This window comes from Fodinibius sp. Rm-B-1B1-1 (assembly GCF_038594945.1).
Classification (GTDB): Bacteria; Bacteroidota; Rhodothermia; order Balneolales; family Balneolaceae; genus Fodinibius; species Fodinibius alkaliphilus.
The window spans coordinates 1,133,123-1,160,110 of sequence record NZ_JBCFYD010000002.1; the positions used below are offsets into that span (position 1 = coordinate 1,133,123).

25 protein-coding genes and 1 pseudogene are annotated in these 26,988 nt (G+C 42.1%); 8 read left to right on the plus strand and 18 right to left on the minus strand.

Features of this window, described 5'->3' with window-relative positions:
- Positions 1-215: 215 nt before the first annotated feature.
- From AAFH98_RS12320 to AAFH98_RS12375, 12 genes and pseudogenes are all read right to left on the minus strand, one after another.
- Complete coding sequence (locus tag AAFH98_RS12320) at positions 216-1,553, minus strand: BNR repeat-containing protein (RefSeq protein WP_342523021.1); 1,338 nt, start codon at positions 1,551-1,553, stop codon at positions 216-218.
- Positions 1,543-1,716 carry a hypothetical protein gene (locus AAFH98_RS12325; RefSeq protein WP_342523022.1) on the minus strand — a complete coding sequence of 58 codons (174 nt, stop codon included), beginning with the start codon at positions 1,714-1,716 and terminating at the stop codon, positions 1,543-1,545. Before AAFH98_RS12325 ends, AAFH98_RS12320 begins: the two co-directional genes overlap by 11 nt.
- Positions 1,717-1,836: 120 nt before the next feature.
- Complete coding sequence (locus AAFH98_RS12330; protein WP_342523023.1) at positions 1,837-2,940, minus strand: glycoside hydrolase family 53 protein; 1,104 nt, start codon at positions 2,938-2,940, stop codon at positions 1,837-1,839.
- Between the two features lie 145 nt (positions 2,941-3,085).
- The gene (locus AAFH98_RS12335) at positions 3,086-5,482 is read right to left on the minus strand and encodes a glycoside hydrolase family 2 protein (RefSeq protein WP_342523024.1); all 2,397 of its coding nucleotides are present in this window, start codon (positions 5,480-5,482) and stop codon (positions 3,086-3,088) included.
- Positions 5,483-5,489: 7 nt separating this feature from the next.
- A pseudogene (locus AAFH98_RS12340) lies at positions 5,490-5,765 on the minus strand (glycosyl hydrolase 53 family protein); the annotation flags it as partial.
- Between the two features lie 165 nt (positions 5,766-5,930).
- A complete protein-coding gene (locus AAFH98_RS12345; RefSeq protein ID WP_342523025.1) occupies positions 5,931-6,962 on the minus strand; it encodes a LacI family DNA-binding transcriptional regulator in 1,032 nt (343 codons plus the stop codon).
- A 93-nt stretch (positions 6,963-7,055) separates the two neighbouring features.
- On the minus strand, positions 7,056-8,093 hold the full coding sequence (locus AAFH98_RS12350) for a hypothetical protein (RefSeq protein ID WP_342523026.1): 1,038 nt from the start codon (positions 8,091-8,093) through the stop codon (positions 7,056-7,058).
- Between the two features lie 115 nt (positions 8,094-8,208).
- Positions 8,209-8,907 (minus strand): phosphate signaling complex protein PhoU, encoded by a 699-nt coding sequence (gene phoU / locus AAFH98_RS12355; protein ID WP_342523027.1) that lies wholly within the window; start codon positions 8,905-8,907, stop codon positions 8,209-8,211.
- Between the two features lie 38 nt (positions 8,908-8,945).
- Entirely contained in the window at positions 8,946-9,779 is an 834-nt protein-coding gene (gene pstB / locus AAFH98_RS12360) for a phosphate ABC transporter ATP-binding protein PstB (RefSeq protein ID WP_342523028.1), read from the minus strand.
- A 33-nt stretch (positions 9,780-9,812) separates the two neighbouring features.
- Entirely contained in the window at positions 9,813-10,670 is an 858-nt protein-coding gene (gene pstA, locus AAFH98_RS12365; protein WP_342523029.1) for a phosphate ABC transporter permease PstA, read from the minus strand.
- The gene (pstC, locus tag AAFH98_RS12370; RefSeq protein ID WP_342523030.1) at positions 10,663-11,538 is read right to left on the minus strand and encodes a phosphate ABC transporter permease subunit PstC; all 876 of its coding nucleotides are present in this window, start codon (positions 11,536-11,538) and stop codon (positions 10,663-10,665) included. The genes pstA and pstC overlap by 8 nt, the downstream gene beginning before the upstream one ends.
- A 57-nt stretch (positions 11,539-11,595) precedes the next feature.
- Complete coding sequence (locus AAFH98_RS12375) at positions 11,596-12,546, minus strand: PstS family phosphate ABC transporter substrate-binding protein (protein WP_342523031.1); 951 nt, start codon at positions 12,544-12,546, stop codon at positions 11,596-11,598.
- Between the two features lie 348 nt (positions 12,547-12,894).
- Here AAFH98_RS12375 and AAFH98_RS12380 point away from each other — a divergent pair, with 348 nt between their 5' ends.
- Positions 12,895-13,638 carry an NYN domain-containing protein gene (locus tag AAFH98_RS12380; RefSeq protein WP_342523032.1) on the plus strand — a complete coding sequence of 248 codons (744 nt, stop codon included), beginning with the start codon at positions 12,895-12,897 and terminating at the stop codon, positions 13,636-13,638.
- Positions 13,639-13,931: 293 nt separating this feature from the next.
- On the opposite strand, the gene AAFH98_RS12385 is transcribed toward AAFH98_RS12380, so the two are convergent.
- The 3 genes from AAFH98_RS12385 to AAFH98_RS12395 are packed head-to-tail and all read right to left on the minus strand — an operon-like array spanning position 13,932 to position 18,187.
- Positions 13,932-14,816 carry a cell division protein FtsX gene (locus AAFH98_RS12385; protein WP_342523033.1) on the minus strand — a complete coding sequence of 295 codons (885 nt, stop codon included), beginning with the start codon at positions 14,814-14,816 and terminating at the stop codon, positions 13,932-13,934.
- A 15-nt stretch (positions 14,817-14,831) separates the two neighbouring features.
- Entirely contained in the window at positions 14,832-16,904 is a 2,073-nt protein-coding gene (locus AAFH98_RS12390) for a putative porin (protein ID WP_342523034.1), read from the minus strand.
- Positions 16,901-18,187, minus strand: coding sequence for a competence/damage-inducible protein A (locus AAFH98_RS12395; protein ID WP_342523035.1), 1,287 nt, complete (start codon positions 18,185-18,187; stop codon positions 16,901-16,903). Before AAFH98_RS12395 ends, AAFH98_RS12390 begins: the two co-directional genes overlap by 4 nt.
- A gap of 74 nt (positions 18,188-18,261) precedes the next feature.
- Here AAFH98_RS12395 and AAFH98_RS12400 point away from each other — a divergent pair, with 74 nt between their 5' ends.
- The 7 genes from AAFH98_RS12400 (at position 18,262) to AAFH98_RS12430 (ending at position 24,322) form a co-directional block, all read left to right on the plus strand.
- Positions 18,262-18,924, plus strand: coding sequence for a CDP-alcohol phosphatidyltransferase family protein (locus tag AAFH98_RS12400; protein WP_342523036.1), 663 nt, complete (start codon positions 18,262-18,264; stop codon positions 18,922-18,924).
- The gene (locus AAFH98_RS12405) at positions 18,896-19,369 is read left to right on the plus strand and encodes a phosphatidylglycerophosphatase A family protein (RefSeq protein ID WP_342523037.1); all 474 of its coding nucleotides are present in this window, start codon (positions 18,896-18,898) and stop codon (positions 19,367-19,369) included. The genes AAFH98_RS12400 and AAFH98_RS12405 overlap by 29 nt, the downstream gene beginning before the upstream one ends.
- A gap of 87 nt (positions 19,370-19,456) precedes the next feature.
- A complete protein-coding gene (gene pyrE / locus AAFH98_RS12410; RefSeq protein ID WP_342523038.1) occupies positions 19,457-20,098 on the plus strand; it encodes an orotate phosphoribosyltransferase in 642 nt (213 codons plus the stop codon).
- Positions 20,099-20,302: 204 nt separating this feature from the next.
- On the plus strand, positions 20,303-21,667 hold the full coding sequence (miaB, locus tag AAFH98_RS12415; protein WP_342523039.1) for a tRNA (N6-isopentenyl adenosine(37)-C2)-methylthiotransferase MiaB: 1,365 nt from the start codon (positions 20,303-20,305) through the stop codon (positions 21,665-21,667).
- Positions 21,668-21,804: 137 nt separating this feature from the next.
- The gene (locus AAFH98_RS12420; RefSeq protein WP_342523040.1) at positions 21,805-23,103 is read left to right on the plus strand and encodes a sigma-54 dependent transcriptional regulator; all 1,299 of its coding nucleotides are present in this window, start codon (positions 21,805-21,807) and stop codon (positions 23,101-23,103) included.
- Positions 23,090-23,608 (plus strand): LptE family protein, encoded by a 519-nt coding sequence (lptE, locus tag AAFH98_RS12425; RefSeq protein WP_342523041.1) that lies wholly within the window; start codon positions 23,090-23,092, stop codon positions 23,606-23,608. Before AAFH98_RS12420 ends, lptE begins: the two co-directional genes overlap by 14 nt.
- Positions 23,609-23,692: 84 nt before the next feature.
- On the plus strand, positions 23,693-24,322 hold the full coding sequence (locus AAFH98_RS12430) for a tetratricopeptide repeat protein (protein ID WP_342523042.1): 630 nt from the start codon (positions 23,693-23,695) through the stop codon (positions 24,320-24,322).
- Between the two features lies 1 nt (position 24,323).
- Here AAFH98_RS12430 and AAFH98_RS12435 read toward each other — a convergent pair whose 3' ends face one another.
- The 3 genes from AAFH98_RS12435 to AAFH98_RS12445 all read right to left on the minus strand — a co-directional run bounded on the left by AAFH98_RS12435 (position 24,324) and on the right by AAFH98_RS12445 (position 26,839).
- Positions 24,324-24,959 (minus strand): MBL fold metallo-hydrolase, encoded by a 636-nt coding sequence (locus AAFH98_RS12435; RefSeq protein ID WP_342523043.1) that lies wholly within the window; start codon positions 24,957-24,959, stop codon positions 24,324-24,326.
- 90 nt (positions 24,960-25,049) lie between these two features.
- Positions 25,050-25,265 (minus strand): 50S ribosomal protein L31, encoded by a 216-nt coding sequence (gene rpmE, locus AAFH98_RS12440; protein WP_342523044.1) that lies wholly within the window; start codon positions 25,263-25,265, stop codon positions 25,050-25,052.
- A 74-nt stretch (positions 25,266-25,339) separates the two neighbouring features.
- Positions 25,340-26,839: a sigma 54-interacting transcriptional regulator gene (locus AAFH98_RS12445; RefSeq protein WP_342523045.1), complete on the minus strand. Its 1,500-nt coding sequence runs from the start codon at positions 26,837-26,839 to the stop codon at positions 25,340-25,342.
- Positions 26,840-26,988 lie beyond the last annotated feature (149 nt).

A 26,988-nucleotide genomic window follows, 5' to 3' on the forward strand; every position in this document is an offset into this window, starting at 1 on the left:
CCCATTATTTATGATCAATGTTAACAGTAATTATGTCACGATCAGGAAGCTCATGGGTTTGGTTAGCATCCTCCAAGTCAGATTACGTATAATACATAATTGTGTGCGACTATTAGCTATGTTAGCGATATCATCGCTGCTGTTTATATTGAAAAATATTCTATCCAGTTGCAATAAACTTTTCAGACGCTTCTGCTTGATTATTTTAATTAAACCTAATCTCTATACAAAAAAGGAATCCACTTATAAATAAAAATGGATTGAGGCTTAACTTCTTCTACTTCTTCAGCATCTCCCTGTCCCACAAACTGTCCAAATAAATGGAGTTCTTTTTGGGTCTTCCATACCTGTGAATCATAATTCGGTTCCCACAACCCTATAGACTTCTGATAAATATTTTCAATTTCCCATTGTTTATATTCTGGATCTTTTGATACCGCTATAGAAATCCCACCTCCTCGTTCAAAATCACGAAAAATTAAGTAAAGATCTTTTTGCGATCCCGCTATAATTTGTGGTCTTGATATAGGAATGCGCTTGGTACCACCTCCATTAAGTGAAAAATCAAGCGTACGCTTTCCAACTTGCTCCATCTTCCACTCCCCATTGTCATTCCACACGATATAGAATTGGGGAACTTCTTGATCTTTGGGTTTCCAATAGGTTGCAATTACCGGTTCTCCATCACTATTAATAGTCATAGAAGTTTGATTAATTAGTTCACTCCCTTGGGGAATATTATGAACTACTTCAGCATTTGAACTATCAATGGGTAATTCGTACGTATTCCTTTTTGAGTCCAACCACTCACCTCCTTCATTCGGCGAATAGGCGTACATGATATCATGATTTGTAGCTACATCCCAAGATTCGCGCCAGGTCCATGAAATATGCCATCCTCCTTTGTCATCAATGGCTAATGAGTTCATATATGCATTACGTTCTCCCTCTCCCGATATCAACGGATGCTGTACGATATTCCACATGCGAGAATCGGTATCATAACGATTAAGCATTATATCACCACTACCCGACTCACCATATCTATACAAAAACAGCAAGTCACCATTCCACAGATTATAAAAACGTGGATATGTAACAGCATCTTCATGCTTTCCCGTCATAGATGTTACAGAAGAAAATGATAAGCTATCTGTGCTTTTACTCTTGGCATATTTGAGTTCATCGCCATGCATTCCCCAAGCCAAATGTATAATTCCGCGACCATCAACAGTCAAACTAATAGAATTATGAGCATCTTTTACATCAGCATGAAATCGGGTAGGGTATATCTCCCAGTTTTCTGTACCAAGCGTCCGTTTGGCTACAATTATTTGTCCGACAGAATCATAATAAGCAACATATTGGCTGCCATTACGGCTAAACACACTTTTCTCACGAAAGATTACTGTATTTATTGAATTTTTAGCCCAGCCTTTATCAATAGGAATATACTGCCTGTATTCTTTGGTTGAATCTCTATCTTGTCCGATTGAAATATTACAGCTAAATAGACCCAGTACGATAAACAGAAGAAAGGCCTTATATTTCATTTTCATCCTCCTCACACGATTGCCTTACCTTCAGCATAGTGAACATTTCGATGTCGTCAGTTTCTTCGGGATCCACAATCGTTTTGACCAGCTTCTGGGCGACTTTCTTCCCTATTTTATAAGCCGGCTGACAAATAGGTTTAAGTGTTACATTTAAACTCACAAATATGAATATCTATTACCATTGAGACTTAAAATTTAGTAGAAAAACATTTCTAAATAACTAACAATAATTAAACAGTATCTTAACAACGTTATTAATCTGATCTTTTATCAACTTCTTCTAATCGGGTATTCCCTGCTCTTCTTTTTGGCCCAGCCGATATTTATCAAACACATTCATTACCGGTAAAGCATTGCCCTCGTCATCGAAATAACTTCGAGCACCCAACCCACCTTCTACGGCCGGTTCCCACCAAAAAATCCCTTTTATTTTTGGGGATGAAATATTGAGCAATGTTTCATTTACGGATTCTAAAAACTCTCGCTGCCCGGCTGGTGTTTCGGGATACGGTGCAATCGTATCTTCATACTCTGATGGCTGCCAATGATAGGCTGTTTCTACAAGAATAATATCTTTTGTGAAGTTTTTTACCAGCGATAATAAATTTTGGCGTAACTCCAACAGATTCCCATGCCACCATGGGTAGTATGAAAGCCCAATAATGTCGTAGGGAATATTGTAGGAATTAAATCTGTCGTAATACTTTTTAGTGCCATCCGTGTCTGCACCCTGATCGTAGTGAATCATAATCAACGGACGTGCGGCCTGTCCTCGTCCGGCATCCACACCATCAACACCAGCCTTCACCAACTTGGCAAAATTGTCCCAATTATCGGGCAGTTTTCCCGTAGGCCACAACATGCCATTGCGCGTTTCATTCCCAATCTGAACCATCTCGGGCATAACACCAGCCTCCCGAAAAGCCTCAATCGTATTTTTGGTGTACTGATAGACAGAATCGGCCAATACATCTACTGATAAGTCCTTCCAAGCTTCGGGTATAGGCTGCTTTCCCGGATCGGCCCAGCTATCGGCGTAGTGATAGTCGAGCAGAAATTTGTATCCTCGTTTTTGGGCCTCTTGGGCTAACTCGATGGTATAGTCTAAATCATTGGGCAACTCATCGGGAGAATGAAACAGACGCAGGCGTATCCAGTTGTAGCCATGGGATTTAAAAATATCGAGTCCGGGTTTTACTTCACCGTTGTCTTTGAATTTCTTACCGTTATCTTCGGCGCTTTTTAGAAATGACATGTCGGCCCCAACGGCATAGGTAATATCGACGGTGCCTTTAGGCTTGGTGGAGTCTTGGGCAACACTATGGCTAACTCCCGCAAAGAACAGAATACAAAATCCAATAATTTTAGTAAGAAATGTCTTCATCACGATATGGTTTAACTATTCTTTTTATTGTTGTCCCTTTTTAAACCAAACACTGTATGTCATATGGAACTCGTTTCAGCATCTGTTGTAATAGACCCTGAAATAAATTCAGGGTGACACGCGTTTAAGTAGGCTATCTAAATAATCATTCTATTTCTACCTGCTTAGTTGCCTGTTCTAATTCCTCGTTTGTTGCAGTAATAGTTACTGATCCGGATTTATCGCCAGCTCGCAGTAAAATGGTAGCAATGCCGGCTTCGGCGTTGATAGGATTATCGCCTACCAATTCTACGCCTTCTACAGTAAATGAAATATCGTGCTCGGCATCGGGAATTACGGTTCCATTTTCATCCACAATCGAAGCATAGACAAATACCACGTCTTTTTGTCCGGCTTCGAGTGGTTTATTGCTAAGATCTATCTCCAAATCAATAGCAGCGGGTTCACCGGGAGTAGTTTGAGCGTGGGCTGCGACCTCCTCCCCATCAATATAGCCGACCGCCCGAAGTGTTCCGGGCTCAAATTCATCCAGCTCAAACGTAAAGGGCGGATTATTCAAATAACTAGCCACCCGATTACTGTCGGGCGATTGACGTCCCAATGACTCTCCATTCAAAAACAGCTCTACTTCTTCACTATTGCTGTATACTTTGGCAGTGGTAAAATTTTTATCCGACCAAAAATTGGCTATGTAGACCATCGGCTTTCCAAACTTGGCGTCGGACTCCAAATTTGGTCCGGCCTGACTACGATAGAAGTAATAAGTAAACTTTGGAATACGAAAAATATCACGAATGCCCGAAGCTTCTAAGTTATCGGCATATCCGCGATTGTAATCAAACATCACCCAATTAGCATCCCCAAAAGAATTGCCCTTTCGATTGCTGTTATGGGCTTCTTGAAAATTCAAAGCCTGTTGAGCCAAACGCTTTTGCCCATCACCGCGCAGCTGACGCGAATTTCGGGCGTCTTCCGTCAAATCCTCAAACTCATCCTGATTAAATCCAGCGTTATGAGCATAATATTCCCAGTCGCCATATTCGGCAATAAAGTAGGGTTTATCCGTTTTGTAGTTGTTCCAGTATTCTGGTGGATCAGCATGTTGACGTGCCGGAATAAACACATCATAAGCGTAATCCATCCAACCGGTAGAGTACGTATTTTGGTATGGTAGCTCATCATGGACAATCGCATGAGCACTATCCATAAAAGCCTCCGGCATATCAGATTCGTTGAGCGAGGCTTCCCAAAGAACAATGCTGGGATGATTACGATCGCGGCGAATCATCTGACGTATATCGCGATATGCAAGTTGCTGGAATTCTTCATTCCCGAAAAACTGCCAGCCGGGAATGGCGTTCATGAACAATAATCCCAGCTTATCGGCCGCATCTAAAAAAGCAGGCGACGGTGGATAGTGAGCCGTGCGAATAAAATTAAACCCAGCCTCTTTTATCTTGTAAGCATCGCGGTATTGGGCATTATCCGACAGCGCATAACCAATGTATGGATACGATTGATGCCGATTTGTCCCACGCAGCCGCAACACTTCTCCGTTTAGTAGGAACTGGTTATCCTCGTTAAAACCAAACGTTCGGATGCCCACCTTCTCCTGCTTGGTATCAACCACTTCGCCATCCTTGTATAGCTCTACCGTTAACATATACAAATAAGGATTATCGGGCGACCATGGGTTGGGATTGGAAATGGTAAACTGTTGATCAAATTGATGATAAGTGCCTGCTGAAATTTCTTCTCGGGATGTCTGATCCTCGGCCACAACGTTACCTTCTAAATCACGAAGGACTAATCGAACAGCTCCTGACTGCACACCTTCATCGTTGTTAACAATATCTGTCTGTATAGATACGGTTGCAGATTCATCCGTGAGCTCTTCGGTTCTAATCAAGATTCCACCACGAGCTACGCGATCAGCGGCAATGGGATCGGAGATATGTAGCTTGTCATCCATCAGTAAATAAGCGTTACGATAGAGTCCGCTAAAATAGTTGAAATCCAGATTCTCGATGGGTTTCCCGGGCGGGATAGTCGGATTATCCTCGTTATTGAGCTTTACCAGCAGCACATTTTCCTGATCAAACTGCACGTAATCAGTGATATCTACCAGAAAAGGCAGGTAGCCACCTTTATGATTAATCAGCTTTTCTCCGTTGAGGTATACGTCAGCTTCGTGCATGGCTGCGCCAAATTTAATGACAATCTGCTTTTCTCTGTTTTCAGAATTAATCTCAAAGAACTTTCGATAAAAAGCCGTGCCCTGCCACTGCTGATCTTCAATGACCAACGACTCGATGTGTGCGGTATGCGGCAGCGCCACTTCTTCCCAGGCAAGTTCGCTCTGCTTGCTAAAAAGCTCGTCCGTTACTGTAGTACCCGCATCGCGGACAAACTGCCAATCACTATTAAAATTAAGCGTGGTATGGTCTGTAAATTCTGATGCTTTGTTTTTGGAGCCACATCCAATAAGAATTAACAATGGAATAACAAATACGAAGTACCTCTTTAATATTGTTGATATCATAAAACCATTAATTGTATTCATATTCATGCTGCAAAAACTCAATGCCCTCGTGGACATTCCCTTCAAAATCAAAAAGAGCATTATTTTCCCATGATGATCCCGTACCCCAGCGATCTTTCATATCAGAAGTAATCCAGGCTGGCTCCCAATACATGATACCGGTTCCTCCACCGGCTATAATTTCATTGGTGAGATCGACCATAAAATCACACTGACCTTCTTTGGTGGCAGGATATCCATCTACATGTGCATTCTGGTTGAAAATATTATTATAGTTATCAGCATTTTCGAGAGTCTAAACATAGGCTGCTTCAACAAGCATCGCTAAAAGGTTGGAATAAGCAACCCATAACTAATTTAATGTTATCGATAACATCAATAACAAAAATATACAGTTATGGTAATTGTAATCAAATAAAATTGATCAAATTACAGTTTTTAACAGAACTCAGTCTGTAGAATTGCATCCACATGAAGAGCGTATCTTGAGCGAAGTTGGTACCTCAATTTTTTCAACTGACAGATCATCATTTTCAATAACCTGTATCAATTTTTCTGCAGCTCGCTCTCCCATTTCATATGCAGGCTGATGAACAGTTGTTAAGGGTACTTCCAGCAATGGCGAACGTATATCATCAGTAAAACCAACAATAGCAATATCTTCTGGAATACGCAGACCATATTCTTTAAGTGCTTTAATAGCACCAATCGCCGTAGGATCATTAACAGCCACTATAGCTTGTGGCAAATTACCTTCATGCTGTTCCAAAAGTCTCACCATGGCTTCGTAACCGGTGTTCTCTTTAAATCCGGCCTGTACAATAAATTCTTCATTGATGGATAAATCGTGAGCTTTATGGGCCTCTTTGAAACCCTCCAACCGTTCTTTTCCAATGGAGACTTTTTGCGGTCCACTTAAGTGGGCAATATCTGTGTAACTATGCTCGACAATTAAATGTTCAGTAATTTCTTTTGCACTTTCACGATCATTAACGCTCACGCAGCTGGCACCAATATCCTCAATACAGCGGTCAAAGAACACCACCTTCGCTCCTCCTTCAATAATACTTTCGTAAAACACATAGTCCTCCTCTGTCAGTGATGATGAGACAAGTAACCCATCCACACGTTGTGCCCGCAGTGTCTCAATCGCCTCTTTTTCGCGATCAAACTGTTCGTTGGCGTTGGTTAGAAAAAGTTGATAATCAGAATTATAGGCTACTTCTTCGATACCCCGGACAACTTCAGGAAAAAAGGCGTGTGTAATCTCGGGAATGACAACCCCAATGGTATGCGTTTTACGAGATACCAAACTTTTGGCAACACGATTAGGGGTATATCCCATACTGCGTGCTTTTTTACGCACTCGTTCTTTGGTTTTCTCATCTACGTTATCCCGATCATTTAAAGCACGAGAAACGGTCATAGCCGAAACGCCCAATGCATCAGCAATATTTTTTAAGGTAACTTCTGAACCCACTTTTCAGCTTTTTAGTTAACAATTATTCAACCGGGTAATGTAATCAGCTTTACAGACTTTTGATAATGACCGAATAACTATTCTCCCGACTGTCTAAAACTCCCAATAAAGCGTCATTCGTGGGATGATATCAGTATCAGGTGATAAACCCTGCGCATTTTCGCCATACACAACAGCCTCAACGTTGGGCATCAGATGGATTTTTTCTGCAAGCAGAAAGTCGGCTCCGGCAACCATAAAGGTCGACTCAACTTCTTCAGCAAATGGGATATATGAATTATTCCTCCCTCCCTGGTATCCATCAAAAAGGTGATCAACCCGCAGGTATCCTTTGGCTTTTTCGGTGATCGAGAAGTTCGAGAATACTGATACTAAATCCAGATTTCGCGAACGCCCTCCAAGAGTACCTTCATGGTACTGATTGGAATATAAGGCACCAATATTTAAATCATCGGATTGATACCCCCCAAACACCTGAGCACTATAACTGTCAGCCCTATTAGTCTGACTATTATAGTCGGTATATCCCTCGACCACCAGTTTATCCGTAAAATAATATGCCATGGATAAACTTACTTTCTTCCCTTTATCAATATCGGGACGATTACTATTACCGTTGCCTAAAGACAAGTGATATTGGACTTTTTCAGCTGATCCCAACTTCCCTTTGGCCGCCAAGCCAAAATCACGGGAGCTGCTAAAATCATACAGGTCCTGTGGAGACTTCTCTACCGAACGATAGCCCCATACATCTTCGGTAAGCCCAAACATGGGGGTCCCAGAGATTCCTGCATAAATTTCGTGCGTACCATTCGACCATTTTAGGTAGGCATCTTTAACGGTAGGGGTCATCTCAGTGTTGGTTACAAAGTCACCGGACGAATTCATCTCAAGTCGCAACTGGGTCGAAAATGACTCGTTTAAATCATGGTTATACGTCGCATAAATACGACGAAACCAAAAACCGTTTTTCCCTTCAATATTTTCGTTATGATGCTGTGCCATCCAATAATAATCGCTGTACACTTTGCCACTGAGTGTAGCATCTTCGCTAACAGAGACTTGAGCAGCCGTCGGCATAGCATACAAACATAACAATAGTATCCCTATAACTGATATACGGTAACCCATAGATTTATTTTTTTTAGTGTGCTGATCTGATCTTTTTTAAAAAAGCTGCAGGTATAAGGTGCTTACTTAGAAGAAAAAACTGCAGGTAAATCCCAGTAAATTATAATAAAAAATCCTATTGAGAATTGCCGTTGTCACCATTTTTTGATTTCATCTTCTTGTGCTTAAGCACTTTGGCTTCAATAAAGAAGATGAGTTCTTCGGCAATATTTTTAGTGAGGTCTCCTACCCGCTCCAGCTTTCGAATAATAGAAAACAAGTACAGGTAATTTTGGGTCTGATCAATATTCTCTTTAATAAGGTCTGTGGTTGCTTCTGACACATCCCTGTTTATTTCATTGAGCGTTTCATCCAGACGAAAAACTTTTCGAGCCAAATCGGTATTCTCAGTTATAAAGGCGTTAAAAACGTTGCTCACCATCTTATTTGATGTATTATACATTTCATCTAAACGCATCTTTTTGAGCGTATCCTCATCAATTTTACGCCCGAAATCTACAATATACTTAGCAATACTGTTTGCATGATCACCAATGCGTTCTAAGTCAGAATTAATTTTAAATGCCGCCATCACAAAACGTAAATCCACGGCAACGGGATTATGAAGAGCCAATAGATTTTCGCAATCACGATCAATGGTCAACTCAAGGCTGTCCACTCTTTTTTCGTTAGCCATTATTTCGTGAGCCAGCTCTTCATCAAAATTATCAAGTGCTCTCTGTCCCTTTTCGAGCTGATTCTTGACCAAAAACATCAGCTCAAGCACATTATCTTTTAACAATTTGAGCTCGCTATCTAAATGTTGTGGTGCCATATTTATAATATATTTTTTGGAAACTTTGTGTACTGATGCTATCCGAACCGACCGGTGATATAATTCTGCGTGCGATCTTTCTCAGGGTTCGTAAATATTTTCTGTGTATCACCGTATTCTACCAAATTGCCCATATACAAGAAAGCGGTATTATCACTTACTCGCGCCGCCTGCTGCATATTGTGAGTAACAATCACAATAGTAAATTCTTTCTTTAACTCGTGAATCAAATCCTCAATTTTTCCGGATGAAATAGGATCGAGCGCCGAAGTAGGTTCATCCATTAGTAATACCGATGGTTTCACCGCCAAGGCCCGGGCAATACAAAGTCGCTGCTGCTGTCCACCAGATAATGCCAACGCCTGTTTATCAAGATTATCATCTACCTCGCTATACAACGTGGCTTGTTTTAAAGATTCAATAACGCGATTCTCAATAAATTCTTCATCCTTGATGCCCTGTATGCGCAAGCCATAAGCCACATTTTCAAAAATAGATTTTGGAAATGGATTGGGCTTTTGAAAAACCATTCCTACCGTCTTTCTCAACTCCTCAACCCTAATTGAGGGATCATAAATATTCTTGCCATCCATCAGAATATTTCCATTCATGTGAAAGCCATCAATGTTGTCGTTCATACGATTAAACAACCTCAAAAAGGTAGACTTACCACAACCCGACGGTCCAATAAAAGCGGTGATGGATTGCTCTATAACATCAAGACTGATATTATCAATGGCCTTAAAATCATCATAAAACACATCCACATTTTTGGCCTGTAGCTTAAATGACTGATTTTTTGAGTTCAGCTTCGGCTTCGTTTCTACTTGTGATGTCCTTGGCTTTTTACTCTGTGTTGTATCTGAATCCATTATCATAGTGATCGAATTAAAAATAAATGAGGTCTACCAGTTTACTTTACGTTGCCACTTATTACGCAGGTAAACCGCAATACCATTCATCGCAAACGTTATCAACAATAATACGATAATTGCTGCCGCAGCATTAATCAAAAACTCTTCTTGCGGACGTGAAACCCAATTGAAAATCTGTATGGGCAGCACGGTAAATTCGTCCAATGGTCCCGCTGGCGCAAATGGAACATACGCCAGTGCACCTACCACAATCAGCGGCGCCGTTTCACCTACTGCTCGCGATAGCGCCAGAATAACCCCCGTCAATATACCGCCAAAAGAAGCTGGCAATATCTGATGCCAAATTGTCTGCCATTTTGATGCCCCAAGTGCATTCGAGGCATCCCGAACCGTGCTTGGAACCGCACGGAGTGATTCTCGGGTTGATACAATAATGATCGGCAAAATCAACAGCGCCAACGTAAGCGAACCAGCTAAAATGCTGTTGCCCATCTTCATCATGCGGACAAACACTTCGAGTCCGAGCAAACCATAAATAATAGAAGGCACTCCTGCCAGGTTCGCTATATTAATTTCCAGGAAGGTAGCGAGTCGACTTTTTTTGCCATATTCTTCTAAATAAATGCCCGCGCCAACTCCCAGTGGAAATGAAATAATCGTTGTAAATACCAATACCCAAACGGTACCAATCCAAGCCGTATAAATACCGGATTGTTCAGCAAAACGGGACGGCAAACTGATCAAAAAATCCCAACTGAGTCGCTCAATCCCCATATAAATCACAAATCCCACGAAGATTGCCAATACCAACAGGCACAAAATCGTGATGCCGATACCGAGGTAACGAAAACCTTTATCTAACAGTCTGCTTTTCTGAGCGTTATTCATATTTCTCCTGATATCTTGATTTGATCCAATAGCTAATATTGTTCAGGATAAAAGTGAACACAAAGAGCGTAATACCGGCCGCAAAAATAGTCTGGTATGCTATTGATCCGTGTGGAACGTCTCCCATACTTACCTGAACAATATAGGAGGTTATCGTTTGTATGGGCACGGTGGGATCAAACGAAAAGCGCGGCTGCATACCTGCTGCAATAGCTACAATCATTGTTTCGCCTACGGCTCGAGAAAGCGCCAAGATAGCCGAGACAATAATCCCTGATGAGGCGGCCGGAACCATCACGCGGAAAGCAGTCTGAAACTTTGTCGATCCCATCCCAAAAGATGCCTGACGCAGTGAATCGGGAACTGAGCTCAACGCATCTTCACTGAGTGAAGATACAAAGGGGATAATCATAATCCCCATAACGAGACCGGGCGAAAGGGCATTAAATCCCGATATGCCGGGGATAAACATCTTTAAAAATGGCGTCACTATCATCAGCGCAAAAAAACCGTATACAACTGTAGGAACTACCGCCAAAACTTCTAACAGGGGCTTTAAAATCCGGCGCATCCGATCGGTGGCATATTCATTTAGATAAACCGCGATAATAATACCCACCGGCAATGCCACTGCAATTGCAATCAAGGTTGTTAATGCCGTCCCCGACAGCAGTGGGAGTATTCCATAACTCTTTTGCGTAAAAAGCGGAGTCCACTCTGTTGAAGTAAAAAATTCGACCATACTTACTTCGCCAAAAAAGCTTACCGCCTCAACAGCCAGAATCAAGATAATTCCAAGCGTCGTAAGTATGGTAATAATGGCACATAAGGCCAGAATTTTTTCAATGATCTTTTCTTGTACTCGCATACCTGACTAAGTAGGATTTTAAAACTGTTGCCAGATTTGCCTGGCAACAATCAACAATTATTCGGCTACAGTTGTATCGCTAACTGATTGAGCGCTAAATTTTTCGAACTTGTTTAGCTCTTTCTGGTAAAGAGAGTCAGGCATTGCAACATATCCCACCGAACGAGTAACGTTAGAGGCATTATTTAAGTAGAAGTTAACAAAATCTTTAGTCGTCGATTGTTGAGCGGCCTTATCCGTAACGTAAATAAAAAGTGGTCGGGAAAGCGGTGTATAAGTGTTGTTGGATACCGTCTGAACGGTAGGCTCAACTGGATCTTTGTCACCATTCTTTACAGGCACAACTTTCAACTTCTCTGTGTTTTCCTCGTAATATGCCAAACCAAAAAAGCCAAGAGCATTCTGATCAGTACTCACCCCCTGTACCAACACATTATCATCTTCACTTGCCGTAAAATCGCCTCGACTTGCTCCACTTTCACCTACAATAGCTTCTGTAAAATAATCATAGGTTCCTGATGCCGTTCCAGGGCCATACAAATTAATGGGACGATCGGGCCATTCTTCGCGCACATCACTCCAATTCATTATCTCACCCTGTGCTTCGGGCTCCCAAATTTTTCTAAGCTCCTCAACCGTTATATAATCCACCCAGTCGTTATCGGGATGCACAACAACCGACAAACCATCATAAGCCACAGAAAGCTCAAGGAATTCTATGCCATTCTCACGCGCCACCTCCACTTCACTTTCTTTTATCTCACGGGAGGCATTATTAATATCAATATCTCCACGGATAAACTTTTGGAATCCCCCACCTGTTCCTGAGCGACCAACCGTAACACGAACATTGGGAGCCTCACTTCTATACTCTTCTGCAATGGCTTCGGTTAACGGAAAAACAGTGCTGGACCCATCAATCTGGATTTGCTCTGTGGATCCACCTGATCCGCATGAATATAAGAAAACACCGCTGAACAGGATAAGTACAAATATTTTTTTAACCATTATCTCAATAATTTAGAATTGACCGTTTATGTGATTTTGTGCGCTGAAATTTGATGTTTAAATGTATTTTAAAATTTAGAGTCTTTTGTTAAGCCAATGTTAAATATTGACGTCCAACCCTCTCCAAATCCCGTTCAAAAGGACTTACTGTTAATTTTCGAAAAAAATGTTGTGCATGATTTAATCAAAAGTTGGTCGCGGAGCGATAGCTGATTTTGCCCTTGAATAGGTAATTGCAAACAATCCCATGGATACAACTTCAGCTATACAATGGGCTCTCCTCTTGGAGTTAAGCGTTAATATCGTAAATTAATGCCCTTATCACTTTAATTGAATGTAATATGAAATATGGATCAAGAAACTTCCCACAAATTAGCGGTGCTCGTCGATGCCGATAACGCTCAACCTGCCATTGTTGAGGGACTTTTAGCTGAAATTGCCAAATATGGTACAGCGAATGTTAAACGCATTTACGGCGACTGGACTTCCACCAAACTCCGCGGCTGGAAAGAACACCTCCTCGATCACTCCATTCAGCCCATACAACAATTTGGCTACACCACTGGCAAAAATGCCACCGACAGCGCCATGATTATTGATGCTATGGATCTGCTATACACTGGCCAGTTTGATGGCTTCTGCATTGTATCAAGCGATAGTGATTTTACTAAGCTGGCTGCCCGTATTCGTGAAGAAGGACTTGTTGTATACGGATTTGGCGAACAGAAAACGCCTGATCCTTTTGTAGCGGCTTGTGATAAGTTTATCTATACCGAAGTGCTGCGAAGTGAGGAAGAAACTACCGAAGAATCCTCTATCCACCGTATGAGTACCAACGAACTAAAACAAGATACGAAGCTCGTTAATTTGATGCGGAATGCCATTGAAGCTTCTTCTGATGAAAGTGGCTGGGCACATCTGGGCCAAGCAGGCAGTTATATCGCCAAACAGTCTCCCGAATTTGATCCACGTAATTATGGATACCGTAAGCTAAGCAACCTTGTGAAAGCTATAAATCTCTTTCAGATTGAAGAACGCTCAACAGGTGAAGGGCAATCGAAAGCGGTATATATTAAAGATAAGCGAAAGTAGGATTATTTACTTCAACGTTTTCTTCCCCTCCTAATTCAAGTTTATAACTTTGAAAATTAGTAGCATCAACATGGGTGGATCAATTTCTCTCCCAACGCTTTTAATAAAATTCTAAAAAAATTGTAAGGATTACCCACTTCGATGGTCTTACTAACAGTTGGGGGAATCCCCAATATGATTGGGACTAGATAATAAATAAGGCCATAAATGAATCCTGTTCGGTTAAATGCCGAGCAGGATTTTTTATTGATCTGCAGCAGTTAACTGAATCCAAACCACCTACTTTCTATTCTCTACTCTGAAATAGAAGTTTCTTTAATAAACTTCCGCGCAGCCCACTGGCTGCCCCAAAAACCCATAAACACTGCCAGCAACAACATCGCTCCGCAAAGGTAATACCAGCGACCAAATGGCCATTCAAGTATTCCCAACTGGGGTATATATTCGGGTAGAATATAATGGAATGCGCCAAACATTACTCCCACAGCAAGCAAGCCTGCAATAAGCCCCTGCAAAACGCCTTCTACAACAAAGGGTCGACGAATAAATCCATTGGTCGCTCCTACCAATTTCATTGCTTTAATAAGATCACGTTTGGCATAGATCGTCAACCGAATTGTGTTAAAAACCAAAATCATCGAGGCAAGCAAAATTAAAACGCCCAAACCACCACCAACCATTGCTGCTGTCTCAAAGTTTGATTCTATACGTTTGAGCAATTGCTGATTAAACTGTACCTCATCCACACCGCGATATTCCTGAATTTCACCAACCAGCGAATCCACTTGCGATACATCAGCATCGGGATCGATATTGAGCTTAAAGGAAGCAGGCAAAAATTTTAGATCAGCTAATGAACTCCCCGCCGCGCCAAATTCATTTTCAAAAATTGCCGCAGCACTGTCTTTCGAAATGTAGGTAACCTCCTGAACCAGTTGTTGCTGTTCAAACTCCCGAGACAGTTCATTGGTAGTACGATCATCAAGATCTACCAAAAAAACCTCTACATCAATCGACTGTTTAAGCGATTGGGCAACCTCATAGCCATTGTATCCCAATCGAGCCAACAATCCCAACAGCAAAACTGCAATGAACAGTGAGAACATGGATGTAAATGCTGCCAGACGTGCACGACTTATTCCGGCAATACCTTCTTTAACTACATAACCTAAACTCATGCTGTAAAGTCAATTTTAATTTCTAAAAAGTGCCCGTACGCTAAAAATAAATCGCCGTTGCGACATGGGATATTGAGCAGTCTCAAAGTAGCCGAGTTGACTAACATCGTCAAGCACATTTTCCCATCGCAAAATAAACATAATTGACCGCACCCGTGCCGATATATCTACATCTAATCGATTATACATCGGCAACTGCTGATCAGCACTCAGCGGTTGCCAAAAATTTAATGTAGGATTATAGTGATCGGCCTGGTACCGAAATGGCGACGCCATCCCGGAAACACCCGCTTTTACATACGTAGCACGATCAAAAAGATAGCCCTTCCAATACGCACTACCTTTTAACCACAAACGTTCCTGTGGCTGCATAGGAATAGTTCCCGTCGGCGAAAGATAACTGTCTGCAAAGCGATGGAAAATCGTTGATCCTTCAAATTCAAAATGGGTCAAATTCCATTCGAAAAAGGCCGTAGCCGACTGCGAGGCATAGCTATCAACATTTGCAAACAAACTATCCGACATCATAATGCCATCGGTAATATCTTTATGCTGCCCGCGAACGCCAATTTTAGTATCAGGAGTAATATGATATTTAAGCTCCCCGCGAACCTCCTGCACTTTTTCATTTTGTAAGTCTGGGTTACCATTTAAATTCTGGGAATCCCAATACAGCTGTTGCGGCGTAGGCATTACCGATCCCGATGAGAGTCCGGCTGAAAGCAGAAAATCGCCTATAAACATTTCTCCTTCCCCATTCAGCAAATAAGACTGAAACCCATCGCTTCTAATTTGAAATTCAGCATCGCCAATCAGGCTTAAAAATGGAATCACATCAATACTCAAGCTACCATCAACCCTGGCTGTGCCCCAGTTATCAGCGAAGAAACTTCGTTGTGTGGGCGTATTGTTTAAAAAGTACTGGCCATTAGCTCCCCCTTCCAACTCCAGCCCGCCCCACTGCCACCATTTACGAATATTTGCACCATACGATGATAAGCTATACCCGGTGGTGTCGTTTGTTACATCTATCAAGCGTTCATTGGCTTTACGAAATAATCCCACCCGGAAGTGATCGTTGGTTTCCGTTGAATCAGCCTTGCGTTGATAGTAGTTCAAAGCCAATATACTGGTGCTCTTCTCAGAAACTGCAGATGGTTGATTAGGAGAGGTCGTATAACGATCAAAGTTGTAGGCAAAATGGTTGGGAATGTTGTATCCAAATGGTAGACTCACATCATCACTATTAGTAACGTAGTTTAATTTCAAATACTGGTTGTTCCCCAAATGATGACTGGCTTTGGCATAAATTTGTCGACCGGTAGTTTGAGAATTATCATATTCACCCCCTGTGCGTCGATCCCAATAGCTCAGTTCAATATTAGTACGCTGGGACAAATTATGGCTCACTTCAAACTCAAGGTTGCGATGGTTAAACTTACTTTCGCTGTATATTAACCTCGACAGTGGCTTATTGATGTAATATTGGTGATTAAAATACCGAGATCGATGGATTGTACCCACATCACGCTCATAAAACGCCGAAACCTTACTCTGTGGAATAATTCCCCAATTTACCGTTCCCGAAACCGGGTCATTAAGTGAAATATCCTCCCAATATAACTGCTGATAACGCGGCTCATGCGCATTACGCTGCACGGCATTCGATCGGTAGCTGGTCCCCAGCCGATAACTTATAATCCCGGGTTCACGATTTAGTTTATACGTCCAGTCCGGCCAGTTTTGCCATCGCAAGGTACTATCAGTTGCTGCCTTTTTAGCTCCCGTTGGCGCACGAAAGTCCCATGGTTGTATCTCCACAAGCTGTTCCTTCTCTTCTCCTATCTCTATAGTATCGTTGGCAGCAGAAAAGGTGGGTGGAAATAAAAATAGGGTATCCGTAGCGGTTGTACTAAGAGCTACTGTATCAGCAGGAAAGGTGTACTCTGGACTAAATAAAAAAAGCGTGTCAATGACTGTCGAATCCAAGGCTACCGAATCTACAGCTGTGGTATCCACCTGCGCCATACCCACTGAGGAAAACCCCAGCAGCAAACAAATAAGATATGTAATACGTAATGATTTCAAGCAGACTGTTTTTTAAATCCGTATGGCATTTCATCTATTCCCAAAATGGAGCGGCGGACTATCTCTAAGGCAACGGCCGACGAGCGTTCTTTATTGATGAGTCGATCATTGGTAAATCGTGCCCTGATTGCAAAATGTTCTTTACTGCTCCAACATCCAATCCAAACTGTACCGACCGGCTTTTCCTTCGTTCCTCCTCCGGGTCCGGCCACCCCCGTTGTGGAGATACCAATATCGGCACCCAAACGCTCAGCTACGCCTTTTGCCATTTGCAGCGCCACCACTTTACTTACCGCACCCTGGCTCTCTAAATCATCCGATAAAACCCCAAGCTGATTAACTTTGACGCTGTTGGCATACGCAATAAGGCCGCCCAGCATATATCGACTACTGCCCGGCACGTCGGTTATAGCATTGGCAATATGTCCGCCGGTACAACTCTCAGCGACACTTATTGTGAGCCCTTTTTCAACCAGCAATTCTCCAACAGATTGCGACAAATTCCAATCCTTGCCCTCTCCAATAATGTATTTACCAGCCTTCTTCTTGATGTGACTAATGACTATACCAATACGGTCATCAATCTCCTTATCGGATCGACCGAAGGCACTTATACGGATACGCGTACCCTGTGTACTTGGTAGATAGGCTACACTTACATGGTCAGGCAGGACGTCATCCAGCGAACCAATAATCTCATCACTAAGTGTACTTTCACCAATGCCAGCCGTAGTAATATAATGAGAGCGGCGAAACTCCGTTTCTCCATTAATCTTGCGAATCCTGGGCAACACTTTTTCATTCACCAGATGCTTCATTTCGTGGGGTACCCCCGGCAGTACCGCCAGCTTTACCCCATCCCTATCGAACCACATGCCTGGTGCTGTACCCTGCGTATTAAAAAATACCTCACAGCAATCCGGCACTTCGGCCTGATGGTAATTCGACTGACTAAAAGGGATATTACGCTTTTTAAATACTTTTTTAATGAATTTGAGTACCGATTCATCCAAAACAAGCTCACAATCAAAAAGTTCGGTTACAGCCTGCTTGGTGATATCATCATGAGTAGGCCCCAATCCCCCAGTTGTGATGACCAGATCGGAAGCGGAAAGCGATTCTTCAAGCACTTCTTTCATGATCTGCAAATCATCCCCAATGGTATAAACATGCGTCACCTCAATACCGGCCTCGGTAAGCACATCGCCTAACCAGCTGGCATTCGTATTTACGGTATCGCCAATCAGCAGTTCGTTACCTATGCTGACAATTCTACACTGCATGTATCAAAAGGTTTAAGGAATTCATAAAACGCTGATCAAAATATTAAACAATCACCCCTTTTCGAAGCAAATAATTGCTCTACAAAAAAGATTTAATTCTCTATAACAATTACTATCTTTGGGCCGTGCGTCGAATACCCAACATACTGAGCACCATCCGGATAATTTTAGCTCCTATCTTTTTGATCCTGTATGTTCAGGACGAAGTAGTGTGGCGTGCTCTTAGTGTAGGTATTTTTGCCGTTGCTGTAGTCACCGATTTTTTTGATGGATATATTGCGCGACTATATGGTGTAGAAAGCGATTACGGGGTTTTCTTAGACCCACTGGCTGATAAATTTTTAACTTTTGCAGGTTTTATCTGTTTGCCCTTTATTGATGCCGGACAATTTCCATGGTGGGCTATAGGGGTTATCGTCTTTAGGGATATTTTAGTTACAGGGATGCGTATGCTGGCTGACTACCGTAACATCACTATGGATACCCGACTTACAGCCAAAGTAAAAACCCTGAGCCAGATGTTCTTTTTGTATCTGGTATTAATGGTAGGTGTTTTTATCGAAACGGATGTCTGGCTTAGTGCCTACTGCATTCAGCTATTAGAGTCCGGGCTTTTAGGATGGGCCATGATCGCCATCGTTATTATCACCGTATACTCAGGATTAGAATACATTTATATAAATAAAAATATTTTTTCAATACACAGTGATGCCAAAACTAAAACCGATACTCGGTAGTTGTTTCTATGCGGGATTTTTGCCCAATGCCCCCGGCACATGGGGTAGCTTCTTTGCGCTATTTCCTATTTACTTTATGGGGACGTATAGTCCTGTTATAGGAATGGCTTTACTAACTGTACTCTTTTCATTTTTGACCGTATGGGTATCAGAGGCATGCGAAGAAGCATGGGGCGGCGACCCTTCTCCCCTGGTGATGGATGAGTTTGCTGGCCAGGCTATGGCATTTGTTGCTATCTCATTTACAGGAGAACTGACATACGATTTATCGCTCCTGCTTGTTGGTTTTATCTTCTTTCGTTTTTTTGATATTCAAAAACCACTGGGGGTCAACAAGCTGCAAAGCGTACCAGGTGGCTGGGGCATTTTGTTAGATGATCTCCTGGCAGGCGTATATGCCTTTATCTGTATGCATGGATTACTTTTTATTTTAGATATCATCTAATCATAATATTTGGATTCTAACACCTTAATAAAATTGCACTATCATCAGTGAGTATTTGATCACAAAATAAACTGAAAAGAATTGGATATGATTATTGATCAACAATTTTCAAAAGAAATTGCACTCGATTTACTTAAGATTAACGCGGTTATCCTCCGCCCCAACGATCCATTTACGTGGTCTTCGGGTTGGAATTCCCCTATCTATTGTGATAACCGGCTGACGATGCGTTATCCAAAAATACGTAAGAAGATTGCGAAAAAGTTCGTTGAATTTATAAACGAAAAATATTCTGACGTTGATGTCATTACGGGTACCGCCACTGCAGGTATCCCCCACGCGGCTTGGGTAGCCGAAAATATGGATAAACCAATGTCATATGTCCGTGCCAAAGCAAAAGCTTACGGGCTGGGTAACCAGATTGAAGGTGGCATCCAAAAAGGCGAAACCACGGTAATTATTGAAGACCTTATTTCTACCGGCGGGTCGGCTATTTCAGTAGTCGAAGCCCTGCAGTTTATCAGCGCCGAAATTGAAGCCGTGCTAAGCATTTTCACCTATGGATTTGATAAAGCGACCAAACGATTTAAGGATGCGGGCGTACCTATGTTTACCCTTACCGACTATTCTACGCTTATTGATGTAGCCAGCGAACACGATTACGTGAATAAATCTGATCTGGAGACATTGGCCGAATGGCGTAAAACTCCCGACACCTGGCCAAATTAAATCTATACTTTTTCAAGTGCTTTTATCTGGTTGCAACGTTTATCGTTGTAACCAGACCTGCATTTTGAAATTCTTAATATCGTCATAAGATAAACCTTTGGCTCTTTATACCCTGTTACCAACCTAAAACAACAGCTTCATAAAGAGCTAAACTCTCCTTATATTCACCAGTCTAATCAATTCGTAACAAAACACCGTTCTAACGTGGATCAACGTAACTTTTATATCGAAACGTACGGCTGTCAAATGAACGTTTCTGACACCGAAATTGTCAACTCCATTTTGATGGAAGAAGGCATGCAGCCGGTCAACGAACCTGACGATGCTGAAGTTGTTTTTATTAACACTTGTTCGATCCGGGAAAATGCCGAAGAACGCGTTTGGAATCGCCTTAAAGAGTTTAAAGCACTTAAAAGGGAACGAGACAAAGACATGACAGTAGGCGTTCTGGGCTGTATGGCCGAACGTATCCGCGAAAAAATTATGGAAAAAGAAGAGCTCGTTGATCTTGTCGTAGGTCCGGATGCCTATCGCGACCTGCCCAAGTTGCTTTCGGATGTCGATGACGGACGCAAAGCTGTAAATACGATCCTTTCGCTCGAAGAAACCTATGCTGATATCAAGCCGGTGCGCCGAAATGATAATGGGGTGAGTGCTTTTGTTACGATTATGCGTGGCTGCGATAATATGTGTGCATTTTGCGTGGTTCCCTTTACACGTGGACGAGAACGCAGTCGCAAGGCTGACAGTATTATTGAAGAACTTCAACAGCTTAGCAATCAAGGATATAAAGAGGTTACCCTGCTGGGACAAAACGTAAACTCTTACGACGATGGGGAAAATTCTTTTGCCGATCTGATGTACAAGGCCAGCCAGGTTGATCCAGAAATGCGCATTCGCTTCTCCTCTCCACATCCCAAAGACTTCCCGGAAGAATTGCTCGAAATTATTGCCGAGCAACCAAACCTCTGTAATTATATCCACATTCCAGCTCAATCCGGAAATAACGAGGTGCTCGAACGAATGCGACGTCCGTATACCCGCGAACAATATTTAGAACTGGTTGAAAAAATGCGAGATATCATTCCGGGAGTTACCTTATCGACCGATATTATTACTGGTTTTTGTGGAGAGACCGAAGAAGAGCATGAGGATACGATGTCACTTATGGCCAAGGTGAAATACGATCTTGCGTATATGTTTGCTTATTCTGAACGCGGACGCACCTTAGCTCAGCGCAAATACGAAGACGATGTGCCGGAAGATGTTAAAAAACGTCGTCTCTCAGAGATTATTGAACAGCAAATGAATATCCAGGAAGAGCTCAACAAAAAAGAAATTGGCCGACGTCATCTTGTCTTGGTTGAAGGCACCAGTAAGCGCTCTGATGAGCAACTATGCGGCCGTACCGATACAAATAAAATGGTTGTTTTTGACCGTCAAGATAATCTCGAAAAAGGCGACTATGTTGAAGTGACCATTACCGACTGTACCTCTGCAACTTTGATGGGTGATGTTATCAAGAAAAGTAGTATTAAAGAGTATGACCAAGAAACTGTTGCGGCTTAATCGTCAATTATTACTTAATACGAACCCCTGCTGACCGGACAATTCACATTAATTGTTTATGGATCTAAAGCAGTAATTATTACCTTTATATACATAAAAGAGCTTAATACAAATTTAGTTTAATCAGCTTCTCCTCTATGGATCGTGAAGCATTTCAAGAACAATTTGGACTTATTGGCGAATCGGCCGCGCTAAAGCAAGTCATTGACAAAGTTATCCAAGTGGCCGATACTGATATTACCGTCCTTCTTCAAGGTGAAAGTGGAGTTGGTAAGGATGTAACCGCCAAAGCCATCCACGAGATTAGTCACCGCAAAGATAACGATATGGTGATTGTCAACTGTGGAGCCATTCCCGAAGGGATTATTGAAAGTGAACTTTTTGGTCACGAAAAAGGTGCTTTTACCGGAGCACACGAAGCACGTCAAGGGTATTTTGAAAAAGCTGACAACGGTACCATCTTTTTGGATGAGATTGGCGATACTCCCGCAAATGTACAAGTAAAATTATTGCGTGTCCTTGAAACGGGGGAATATTTCCGTGTAGGCTCCAGTAAAGTTCGAAAAACAGATGTCCGTGTTGTAGCAGCTACCAATAAAGATTTGTGGCAGTTGGTTCAGGATGAAGAATTCAGAGAAGACTTGTATTACCGGCTGGATACGGTCAAGGTTAAGCTCCCCCCTCTTCGCGAGCGTCCCGATGATATTATCCCCATATTTCGAAAATTTGTTACTGAATTTTCTGCCAAATACGATTCTGTTTTTAAAGGATTTTCAGATGAAGCCAAAGAGCTTTTAATTTCATATCGTTGGCCGGGGAACGTCCGTGAACTTCGAAATGTAGCCGAGCAACTGGTTGTACTCGAAAAGTCACAATTCATTGATACTGATACACTTCAGAAATACCTCAAGGGACGGCAACATACCGGTTCAGCTGATAACTTACCTATTCTTGCGGATAAAGAGTCCAATCAACAATCCAACGGCTCCCTTGGTGGTGAAGACCAACGTCTTATTTACCGGGCTTTGGTTGAACTGCAAAGTGATATTGGCGACCTGAAAAAAATGTTGGGTACATTTCTCTACTCCACCTTCTCGCAAAAAAATATGAAAGCATTACCTCAGAACATCCAAGATGAGTTTAGCCAAGGTAATATGTCAGATAGGGACATAAACGTAGGTGATGCCGCAGATGAAGAAATTGGAGGTATCGATTCTTTTACGGAAGCTGATATTTCTGAAGAAGATGAAACGGAAGAAAATGCATTTTCGAAATTTTTTAGTGAAGAGAATATTCCTTCTATTGAAAAGGCCGAACAGTTTTTGATCGAACAAGCTCTTAAAAAATATGATGGCAACCGGCGCAAAGCATCCGAAGCCCTGGGCGTAAGTGAACGTACTCTTTACCGTAAGCTGGACCAATATGATCTACAATAATAATTCAGGTGTAGTTGCGATACTCATTATCGCATTTGCGCTAAGTGGTTGTTTTCGCTATAGTTTTACCGGCACCTCAATCCCCGATGATGTAAATTCTATTTATATTCCCTTCTTTGCAGATCAATCGTCAGGGGGTGTTGGTAACCTAAGTGATCGTCTAAATGAAGCACTCATTAATCGTTTTATCAATCAAACCCGTTTACAGCTTGCCAATTCTCGGGATGTTGCCGATGCAGTTCTGGAAGGATCTATTACCAACTATGCCAACGAACCATTTAGTGTAACGGGTGAGGGACAAAGTAGCCTTAATGAAGTTACTATTACCGTTCGGGCTACTTTTCAATACACCGACAACGAACAGGCAGAATGGAGTAGCACTTTCCGGGGATCAGAAACATACGATACCAATGAAAATCCTATCGAAGGAGAAACCAATGCCGCTGCTGAAGCCCTCAATCAAGTGGCTAATAATATGTTTAACGATGCTGTAAGCGGTTGGTAATATCAAATTCCATTTTGATCGTTTTTATAAATCTGTGTATATAATTGAACTCTAAATCGGTTGGGAATCAGTAAAATTTAGCCAATGCCTCAATTACCGTTCAAAATTCCTAAATCTCTTGCTTCGTATGCCGAACATTTTGATAAAGAACCTATTGAAGCAACAAAACGCTTAAAAAAACAGCTCAAAAAACGTGGTCCCGATGCGGTGGGACACTTTCTTTTGGCTTGGTTTTATCACCTCGAAGGTATGGACGATCAAGCGGTAGACGAAGCTCTCAAGGCACGGATATTTGCTCCCGGCAGTCCTTTCTTTGAAAAGCTGCATTACTATTTGAGTCATCCTAACACTTTAGAAGCATGGACCCCTGAATCTACATCTGCTTCTACAAAAACCTCTTCTACGATTGATGAACCCGGCCCGGTTCTTAATCTGGACTCCCTCATTGAAAAACTTTCTTCTGTAGAATCAAAGAGGATTCGTCCGCAAAAAGAAGAAGAGACACAAACTAAATCTAAAAAACAAATGCCAGGTGATAATGTCGATGATATCGTATCAGAAACCCTGGCTCAAATTCATGAACGGCAAGGAAAATTTAGTGCTGCCATCAATACATATGAGCAGCTAATAAATCTTCATCCTAATAAAAAGGACCACTATAACGAAGAGATAGCTCGGTTGAAAGCTTTACGAGAAGAAAACGAAGGAGAGTAACCTATGCTTTTACAAAGGGATTGGCCTGCTTTTCGTGCCCAATAGTCGTTTTTGGCCCGTGTCCGGGATACACCACTGTATCATCCGGAAGGGAATAAAGCTGTTCACGAATTGCTTTTTCCAACACCTTAAAATCTCCTTTGTAAAGATCAGTTCGTCCAATGCCTTCTCGGAAGAGAGCATCTCCGGCAATAACAATTCCATCCTCTGAACTATACAGGGATACATGATCGGGCGCATGACCCGGCGTGTAGCGCACATCAAACGAAAAATCACCAATCTGCCATTCTTCTGTAACGGGTAATACTTCCGGCTCAAAATCAAAATCATTGGAAGTTAGGCCGAACATCGCCGCCTGGGACCCGAAATTATTCCACAAGTACCGATCCCTTTCACTAAGATAGACGGGCACATCAAAATCATCCAGCACACGCTGTAATCCCAATACATGATCGACATGGGCATGTGTTAGCAGTACCGCAAGGAGATCAATATCATGCTCCCGAAGCTTCTTTTTTACGTGCTCAAATTCTTGATCTTCTACAAAACCGGGATCAATTAGCAAGGCCTCCCCTCCTTCGGTCAACAGATAAGTATTTTCAGCAAAAGGTCCAACAGTAAACGAAGATATATTCATAAAAATGGATGGGCTATATAGTTTTCACAAATAAAAAAAAGGATGCATCTCTCATCGAAATGCACCCCAAAATTCCAAATCTTCCAGTACTTAGTCTTCTTTTCCGTAACGCTTCTTGAAACGATCGATACGTCCGGCCTTCTTCTGGAAGTTCATGTTACCGGTGTAAAAGGGATGGTTTTTAGAATCAACCTCGCTTCGATACACACCGTCTTGGGTATCCATCGTACTGCGAGTCTTAAATTCTGTACCATCGCTCATCACAACCGTGATTTCGTTGTACTCTGGGTGAATTCCGTCTTTCATGGGATCAATTAATTTCTTTATTGCTTTATTCAGTCGCTAAATATAAGGCCTTATCAACCTACTTGCAATCACAATCACTTATCAAAATCATCGAAATCATCCAGATCGTCAATAGATCCGAGCATGCTACCCAGCATATCCGAATAACTTCGGACATTGTCTAAATCCTCTTTACCCACCATCGAATGCTGGTGCAACGCTTCAATCACAAAATCCATTAATACAAACTTATTGCTACTCTTATCCAACAGTGAATTGCCATCTACAAGAGAAGCTAAACCTTCTACAGATTTCAATTTTTGCTCATATTCATCCTGACTTATGGTATCACCAATCTCCAGTGTATTTCCATCAGCAAACCAATCTAAAACCGGTTGGTACATGTTTTCCTCACTTTTCTTCTGCTCTGCAGGATCAGGAAAATACTGGGCAAATGTTTTCTTTATCGCTTTACCAATGATATGCTTGGCTACATTGAGAGCCCCCTCCTGCTCACCTTCATAAACAAGTTCCAGCTTTCCAGTCAACGCCGGCAAAATATGAAACACATCCGTAATACGAACCGTCGTATTCTCCTCACCATTTGTTAATGCCCTGCGCTCTGCCGCAGAAACCAGTTGCTCCATCGCCGTAATCGTCATTCTTGTAGAAACTCCGCTTTTCTGATCGATGTATTCCGATTCACGAGCTACAAACGCCACCTGTTCTAACAACTCTTTAATAATAGAAGGAACCGTAACCTCAATGGCACTATCTCTGGAAATCCAGGCCTCTTGATCGGTAATTTTCATTCCCGTGTCTAACTCTTTGGGATAATGCGTTAAAATCTGGGAGTCGATTCGATCTTTTAGCGGTGTGATAATACTACCACGGTTGGTATAATCTTCGGGATTGGCAGAAAACACCATCAGTACATCCAGCGGGATACGCACATTAAAACCTCGAATCTGGATATCGCGCTCCTGCATAATATTAAGGAGCGCCACCTGTATACGCGGCTGCAGATCAGGAAGCTCGTTAATAGCAAAAATTCCCCGATTGGTACGGGGGACCAATCCAAAATTGATCACATTTTCATTGGCCAAGGTTAGTTTTTCAGCCGCTGCTTTAATAGGATCAATATCACCAATAAGATCTGCCACAGCCGTATCCGGGGTAGCCAGTTTTTCGCCATAGCGTTCACTTCGGTGTATCCATTCAATCGGCGTATCATCGCCTTTTTCATCCACCAGCTCACGGGCATATTTTGATATTGGATTAAAAGGATCATCGTTGATCTCTGATCCCCGCACAATAGGCATATACTCATCCAACAAGACTGTAAGCTGACGTAATATCTTCGTCTTGGCCTGCCCCCTTAGCCCCAGTAAAATAATATCATGCTTGGACAACAGCGCATTTTGCAACTGAGGGATTACCGAATTATCATATCCCAAAATATTGGAAAAGATCGGCTCATCGGCTTTTATCTTTTTAATAAGATTTTGACGCACTTCTTCTTTCACCGATTTCGATTGCCAATCCGAAGCCCTTAATTCTCCCAGCGTTGTTACCTGTTCTCGCATACAATCCATTCTTAATTATTTTTGATTCGAGAGATAGTAAACCCGATAACACCCAAAATCATTTCATCCCCGCAACAATATCAACCGAAAATTTAATACCTTCAGGCAATATCATTGCTGAAGGTATGAGCAAAATGTAATTTAAAACCACTTGAAAC

Coding starts and splice junctions, on each gene's coding strand:
- pstB (WP_342523028.1), bottom strand. CDS start 9,779: ATGGATTCAGATACAACACAGAGTAAAAAGCCAAGGACATCACAAGTA.
- AAFH98_RS12335 (WP_342523024.1), bottom strand. CDS start 5,482: ATGATATCAACAATATTAAAGAGGTACTTCGTATTTGTTATTCCATTG.
- AAFH98_RS12330 (WP_342523023.1), bottom strand. CDS start 2,940: ATGAAGACATTTCTTACTAAAATTATTGGATTTTGTATTCTGTTCTTT.
- pstC (WP_342523030.1), bottom strand. CDS start 11,538: ATGCGAGTACAAGAAAAGATCATTGAAAAAATTCTGGCCTTATGTGCC.
- AAFH98_RS12380 (WP_342523032.1), top strand. CDS start 12,895: ATGGATCAAGAAACTTCCCACAAATTAGCGGTGCTCGTCGATGCCGAT.
- phoU (WP_342523027.1), bottom strand. CDS start 8,907: ATGGCACCACAACATTTAGATAGCGAGCTCAAATTGTTAAAAGATAAT.
- AAFH98_RS12420 (WP_342523040.1), top strand. CDS start 21,805: ATGGATCGTGAAGCATTTCAAGAACAATTTGGACTTATTGGCGAATCG.
- AAFH98_RS12430 (WP_342523042.1), top strand. CDS start 23,693: ATGCCTCAATTACCGTTCAAAATTCCTAAATCTCTTGCTTCGTATGCC.
- lptE (WP_342523041.1), top strand. CDS start 23,090: ATGATCTACAATAATAATTCAGGTGTAGTTGCGATACTCATTATCGCA.
- pyrE (WP_342523038.1), top strand. CDS start 19,457: ATGATTATTGATCAACAATTTTCAAAAGAAATTGCACTCGATTTACTT.
- AAFH98_RS12435 (WP_342523043.1), bottom strand. CDS start 24,959: ATGAATATATCTTCGTTTACTGTTGGACCTTTTGCTGAAAATACTTAT.
- AAFH98_RS12405 (WP_342523037.1), top strand. CDS start 18,896: ATGCCAAAACTAAAACCGATACTCGGTAGTTGTTTCTATGCGGGATTT.
- AAFH98_RS12350 (WP_342523026.1), bottom strand. CDS start 8,093: ATGGGTTACCGTATATCAGTTATAGGGATACTATTGTTATGTTTGTAT.
- rpmE (WP_342523044.1), bottom strand. CDS start 25,265: ATGAAAGACGGAATTCACCCAGAGTACAACGAAATCACGGTTGTGATG.
- AAFH98_RS12385 (WP_342523033.1), bottom strand. CDS start 14,816: ATGAGTTTAGGTTATGTAGTTAAAGAAGGTATTGCCGGAATAAGTCGT.
- AAFH98_RS12375 (WP_342523031.1), bottom strand. CDS start 12,546: ATGGTTAAAAAAATATTTGTACTTATCCTGTTCAGCGGTGTTTTCTTA.
- AAFH98_RS12395 (WP_342523035.1), bottom strand. CDS start 18,187: ATGCAGTGTAGAATTGTCAGCATAGGTAACGAACTGCTGATTGGCGAT.
- AAFH98_RS12320 (WP_342523021.1), bottom strand. CDS start 1,553: ATGAAATATAAGGCCTTTCTTCTGTTTATCGTACTGGGTCTATTTAGC.
- pstA (WP_342523029.1), bottom strand. CDS start 10,670: ATGAATAACGCTCAGAAAAGCAGACTGTTAGATAAAGGTTTTCGTTAC.
- AAFH98_RS12445 (WP_342523045.1), bottom strand. CDS start 26,839: ATGGATTGTATGCGAGAACAGGTAACAACGCTGGGAGAATTAAGGGCT.